This window comes from Streptomyces flavofungini (genome assembly GCF_041028215.1).
Classification (GTDB): domain Bacteria; phylum Actinomycetota; class Actinomycetes; order Streptomycetales; family Streptomycetaceae; genus Streptomyces; species Streptomyces flavofungini_B.
Genome location: NZ_JASKYR010001115.1, coordinates 1 through 1,411 on the forward strand (window position 1 = coordinate 1; position 1,411 = coordinate 1,411).

The 1,411-nt window shown below is 68.7% G+C and carries 1 protein-coding gene; it reads right to left on the reverse strand.

Annotated elements, in window-relative coordinates; all coding sequences use genetic code 11:
* Positions 1 to 28 precede the first annotated feature (28 nt).
* Positions 29 to 1,120: a DUF1996 domain-containing protein gene (locus AB8Z36_RS38925; protein ID WP_369218086.1), complete on the reverse strand. Its 1,092-nt coding sequence runs from the start codon at positions 1,118 to 1,120 to the stop codon at positions 29 to 31.
* Positions 1,121 to 1,411 lie beyond the last annotated feature (291 nt).

Consider the following 1,411-nt stretch of genomic DNA (forward strand, 5'->3'; position numbering starts at 1 on the left):
GGAGGAGACCGCCCTTCCCCGGGGGCGGTCAGGGCAGCTCGTACCTCTCGTTGAGGGCCGCGCCCGCTTCGGGGTGGTTTTGGTCGTAGCCGCGCGGGTCGCACTGGAGGCCGCCGACCACGCAGTGGTCCACCATCGCCTTCAGCGTCCGGTCGTCCCAGGCGTTGAAGAAGTCGTAGTGGAAGGAGTGTCCGGTGCCGCTCGCCAGGCGGACCTTGGACATGTCGCCGTTGACCGGGAAGGCCATCTTGAACTCGATCATCGGCAGGGCGACGGGGTGGCTCGACGGACAGACGTTGTCGTTGGTGCCCTCCTTCACCTTCGGATAGGACATGTGACTCTGGTGGTTCGGGGTGTCCAGGTACGTGCCGTCCCAGCAGCTCGGCGCCTGGAAGCGGATGTTGAGCTGGGTGTCCGCCGAGGTGGGGCAGTTCTTGGGGAACTCCACGTTGAAGTAGCTGTTCCCGCACTCCCAGCCCTCGACGAAACCGGGGTGCCTGCGGAACTCCTCGGCGCTCTGCATCGGATTGCCGACGACGAAGCGCAGTCCCTTGGGGAAGGGCCGCACGCTCGTGTAGTCGGTGACCCCGGCCTTGTAGTAGATGGTCTGGTCGCCGACGGGCCGTATCTCCTTGTCGCCGTTGTACAGCGTGGGCATCCAGTACGCGGACCTGTCACCCGGCGCCAGGCACTTGGTGGAGCCGGAGCCCAGGGAACCGGTGGTGCTGTGCGCGTTCGTGGTGGTGTTGCCCATGAACGTGTGGTCATGGGACTTGCCGGGCTGGCCGGGATAGACCACCGGGTCGTCGGGCGCGGTGTGCGAGACCGAGCAGTGCGCCTGGAACTCGTGGAAATAGCGGTGCGGCGGCTGCTTCGTGGACGGCTCGATGCCCGTGACCGGGGGGTTGGCCGGTATGTAGCCGTCGCCGTCCGCGTCGTCGCCCGACGCGCGGGTCGAGACGGCCATGGTGTGTCCGGTGTGCGCCGCGTGGGCGGCCGCCTTGGGCGCGGCGTGCTGTCCGCCGTCCGCGCTGGCCGCGATACCGGCGATGCCGAGTGAGCTCACCAGGAGCGCACCGGCGACGAGGGTGCTTGAGAGTGCTGTCGATCTCCATGCCATGGAGACTCTCCTGCCAGGTCATCGGTGATGTGGGGGCCGGGCGTCCGGAGGCCGTGGCCGTGCGCCAGGGGCTGCCCGCCCGGGGAAGGTGCGCGGCCGACCGGGTGGTTCATCGGGGCGCCCGGTCGGCCGACCAAGAGAAGCCCGTCGTGCATCAGGGCTTGGGAGAGCGCTCTCCCGGAGTGTCGCGACGGTGACGTGATCGTGTCAAGGGGCGGGCGTGGTGCTTGAGTTGGCGGCCACGGGAGGGCGCGGGTGCCGGGACGCCACGGATCGCACCGAGCCACACAT

Bases quoted from the DNA above. Each gene is read 5' to 3' on its own strand.
- AB8Z36_RS38925 (WP_369218086.1), bottom strand. From the start codon at position 1,120: ATGGCATGGAGATCGACAGCACTCTCAAGCACCCTCGTCGCCGGTGCG.